2 protein-coding genes are annotated in these 4,603 nt (G+C 69.0%); both read left to right on the top strand.

All coding sequences use genetic code 11. The features are described 5' to 3' along the window. The first annotated feature begins 465 nt into the window (after positions 1-465). Positions 466-3,129, top strand: coding sequence for a DNA mismatch repair protein MutS (mutS, locus tag JHC57_RS21235; RefSeq protein WP_294032571.1), 2,664 nt, complete (start codon positions 466-468; stop codon positions 3,127-3,129). Then, a partial coding sequence (locus JHC57_RS21230) for a nucleotidyltransferase domain-containing protein (RefSeq protein WP_366928559.1) occupies positions 3,126-4,603 on the top strand: 1,478 nt, incomplete at its 3' end. The genes mutS and JHC57_RS21230, both read left to right, overlap by 4 nt.

Below are 4,603 nucleotides of genomic sequence, written 5' to 3'. Positions count from 1 at the left end.
CGTGGTAAAGCAGGGCCTCGCGGTCCGAAAACTGCACCTTGCTGCCGCTGTCCATTCTCTATCCTCTCGAAATATCCACAAGATGCGCGCCCGAATGTTTCCCCTAGCGCCGCCTCGCGAAAATGTAACCGGCAATGTTGATACCGATCTGCCCGGCGCGACCGCAGCCCCGAATGTTTCGCGGGGCCGCAGAGCGCGCAAAGAAGTAAGGAACAGGTTCACGCGGAGACGCGGAGGCGCGGAGAGATAGCGTTTGCCGCGAAGCGGCTTTCCACCCGCGGCTCGCGTCAAGCCGGGTCGTGCAGGAAAATGGGCCATTCGGCCCGGAGCGGCCTCCTCCGCGCCTCCGCGTCTCCGCGTGAACAGATTCTCTGCGCGCTCTGCGGCCTCTGCGCGAATCTTATCAATTCCCGCGCCGCCGAGGCATCACTTGCCATGCCGCCCCCAATCACTAAGCAGGGGCCGATGGCCGCCACTGCTCCCCGACCCGCCAACAGCAACACTGCCGCCCCCGCTGCGACGCCGATGATGGCGCAATATTGGTCGCTCAAGGAAAAGGCGGGCGACTGCCTGCTCTTCTACCGCATGGGCGACTTCTTCGAGCTGTTTTTCGACGATGCGAAGGCGGCGGCATCGACGCTCGACATCGCGCTCACGTCGCGCGGCGAGCATGGCGGCGAGCCGGTGCCGATGTGCGGAGTGCCCGTCCATTCGGCCGAATCCTATCTCGCGCGGCTGATCCGCGCCGGCCACCGCGTCGCGATCGCCGAGCAGGTCGAAACCCCCGCCGAGGCAAAGGCGCGCGGCGGGTCGAAGGCGCTCGTCGCGCGCGATATCGTGCGCTTCGTCACGGCGGGCACGCTCACCGAGGAAAATCTGCTCGAAGGGCGGAGCGCGAACCGGCTCGCGGCGCTCGCGCAGGTCGGGAGCGAGGGGGAGGTCGCGATCGCCGCCGCCGACATCTCGACCGGTCGCTTCGAGGTCGTTGCCGTTCCGGCGCAATCGGTCGACGCCGAACTCGCGCGGCTCGCGCCGTCGGAGCTGCTGCTGAGCGAGAATGCGGACGAACTGCCGATCTCGTCGGCGCGCCAGATCGTGCGCCGCCCGGCGTCCGATTTTTCGAGCACGAGCGCGCAGAAGCGGCTCGAAACCTTCTTCGGCGTCCAGACGCTCGACGGCTTCGGCCAGTTCGGCCGCGGCGAGATCGCGGCGATGGGCGCGCTCGTCGCCTATCTCGACCATGTCGGCACCGGCGGTCCGACTTTCCTCCAGCCGCCGCTGCGCCATCTCGCCTCGGGGCGGATGGCGATCGATGCCGCGACGCGCGAAAGCCTCGAACTCGTCCGCACGATGGCGGGCGCACGCGACGGCAGCCTGCTCGGCACGATCGACCGGACGGTGACGGCGGCGGGCGCGCGGCTGCTCGCCGACGATATCGCGAGCCCGCTTACCGACCGGCTCGCGATCCTCGACCGGCTCGACCTCGTCGACGGCCTCGCGCGCGATGCCTTGTGGCGCGGCGAACTGCGTGCGGCGCTTCGCGCCTTGCCCGACGCCGGGCGTGCGCTCGGCCGCCTGGTCGCGGGCCGCGGCGGGCCGCGCGACCTCGCGCAGCTTCGCGATGCGCTCGGCGGCGCGCGGCTCCTGCGCGAGCATCTCGCGCGCCGGGCCGACCTGCCGCCGCTGCTCGCGCGGCTGCTGCCGGGGCTCGACGGCCATGGCACACTCGTCGACGAACTCACCCGCGCGCTGATCGAAACGCCGCCGGTCGATGCGGCACAGGGCGGCTATGTGGCGGAGGGCTATGACCATGCGCTCGACGCGCTGCGCGAAACCGCACGCGACGGGCGCAAGGCGATCGCATCGCTCGAGGCGCAATATCGCGACCGCACCGGCATCGCGTCGCTCAAGATCCGCCATAACGGTGTGCTCGGCTATCATGTCGAGGTGCCGGCGAGGCATGCCGACGCGTTGATGGCGCCCGAATCGGGCTTCACCCACCGCCAGACGCTGGCCGGGGTCGTGCGTTTCAACTCGTCCGACCTCCACGAAGCCGCGAGCCGGGTGACACAGGCGGGCGTTCACGCGATCGCCGCCGAGGCGGCGCATCTCGAATCGCTCACCGACGCCGCGATCGCGCGCCGCGAGGCGATCGCCGCCTCGTGCGACGTGCTCGCGCGGATCGACGTCGCCGCGGCGCTCGCCGATCATGCGATGAGCCATAACTGGTGCCGCCCCGCCCTCGCCGACACCCCGTGCCTCGATGTGACCGGCGGGCGCCATCCGGTGGTCGAGGCGGCGCTTGCCAAATCGGGCGAGCGTTTCGTCCCCAACGACGTCTCGCTGTCGGAGGCCGACCGGCTCTGGCTCGTCACCGGCCCGAACATGGGCGGCAAATCGACCTTTCTCCGCCAGAATGCGCTGATCGTCGTGCTCGCGCAGGCGGGCGGCTTCGTTCCCGCCGCGGCGGCGAAGCTCGGGCTCGTCGATCGCCTGTTCAGCCGCGTCGGGGCGAGCGACAATCTCGCGCGCGGGCGCTCGACCTTCATGGTCGAGATGGTCGAGACCGCGGCGATTCTCGCGCAGGCGACCCCGCAAAGCTTCGTCATCCTCGACGAGGTCGGGCGCGGCACCTCGACCTACGACGGGCTCGCGCTCGCCTGGTCGGTGGTCGAGGCGGTGCACGAGGTGAACGGGTGCCGCTGCCTCTTCGCGACGCACTATCACGAACTGACGCGGCTCGCCGAAACGCTGAATGCGCTCTCGCTCCATCATGTCCGGGCGCGCGAGTGGCAGGGCGATCTCGTGTTGCTCCACGAAGTCGCCGAGGGGCCCGCCGACCGCAGCTACGGTCTCGCCGTCGCACGCCTTGCGGGCGTGCCGGCAGGTGTCGTGAAACGCGCCGAGGCGGTGCTCGCGAAGCTCGAGGCCGGGCGCGAGAAGACCGGCGGCCTCGCGGCGGGGCTCGACGACCTCCCGCTGTTCGCCGCAACGCTCGCCGAGGTACCGGCGGCTGCAAAGGACGCGCTTCGCGAGGCGCTCGGGGCAATCGACCCCGACGCGCTCGCGCCGCGCGAAGCGCTCGACGCGCTTTATGCGCTCAAGCGGCTGGCGGCGGACGAGGGATGAGCGACCTGTTCGACAATCTCGACCAGCGCCGCGCGATCATCGATCGCCGGGCGCTGGCGGGACGGCTCGACGAGGTCGCCAATGAGACGAACGACACCGGAAAGCGCCGCCGCGCGATGGTCGATCTGCTCAAGGGCGCGCTCGAAGCGGGCCGCGCCGAGATCGAGCGCCGGCTGCTCGCAAGCCCGTCGTCGGGCCGCGTCGCGGCGAATGCGACCGCCTTCCTGATCGACCAGATCATCCGCCTCAGCCACGATTTCACGACCGGCCACCTCTATCCCTCGGCCAATCGTTCGGCGGGCGAACGCATCACGCTGATCGCGGTTGGCGGATACGGGCGTGGCGAGATGGCGCCGCACAGCGACATCGACATCGGATTCCTCACCCCGTTCAAGCAGACGAGCTGGACCGAACAGGTGATCGAGGCGCAGCTCTATACCTTGTGGGATCTCGGGCTGAAGGTCGGCCATTCGTCGCGCTCGCTCGACGAGATGGTCCGTGCCGCGAAGGAGGATCTGACGATCCGCACCGCGCTGCTCGAAGGACGTTTCATCTGGGGCGACCGCGACCTGTACGATCAGGCGTCGGCGCGCTTTGATGCCGAGGTCGTCGCGGGCAATGCGCGCGCCTTTGTCGCCGACAAGCTCGCCGAGCGCGACGAGCGCCACAAGCGCATGGGCGATTCGCGCTATGTCGTCGAACCCAATGTGAAGGAAGGAAAGGGGGGGCTCCGCGACCTCCACACGCTCTTCTGGATCGGCAAGTTCATCCACCGCGTGCGCACGGTGCCCGAACTCGTCGATGCGGGGCTGATGTCGGCGCGCGAACTCAGGCAGTTCGAGCGCGCCGAGAATTTCCTGCTCGCCGTGCGCTGCCACCTCCATATCCTCGCCGGTCGCGCCGAGGACCGGCTGACCTTCGATTTTCAGCGCGAGATCGCCGCCCGCATGAAATTCGCCGACCGCCCCGGCAAGAGCGCGGTCGAACGCTTCATGCAGCTCTATTTCATCCACGCGAAGGCGGTCGGCGACGTCACCGGCACCTTCCTCGCGCATCTCGACGATCAGATGGCGGCGCGCGGGCGTCGCTTCCTGCCGACGATCCGGCGGCGGCCGGGCAAGCTTCACGGCTTCGTGCTCGACCGCGGCCGGCTCGCGCTCCCGTCGGACGATTTCTTCCAGAAGGACCCCGTGCGGCTGGTCGAGATTTTCGCGCTCGCCGACAAGCATGGTCTCGAAATCCATCCGCAGGCCATGCGGCAGGCGCGCCACGATGCGAAGCTGATCGAAACGCAGGGGGTGCGCCGCATCGCGCGCGCGAACGAGCTGTTCCTCGACGTGCTGACGTCGCCCCGCGATCCCGAAACGGTGTTGCGCTGGATGAACGAGGCGGGCGTCTTCGGCCGCTTCGTTCCCGATTTCGGCCGCGTCGTCGCGCAGATGCAGTTCGACATGTATCATCATTATACGGTCGA

This window comes from Sphingopyxis sp. (genome assembly GCF_016463645.1).
Lineage (GTDB): Bacteria > Pseudomonadota > Alphaproteobacteria > Sphingomonadales > Sphingomonadaceae > Sphingopyxis.
Note: the sequence above shows the minus strand (reverse complement) of the source record. Positions and strands in the feature narration are given on the sequence as shown.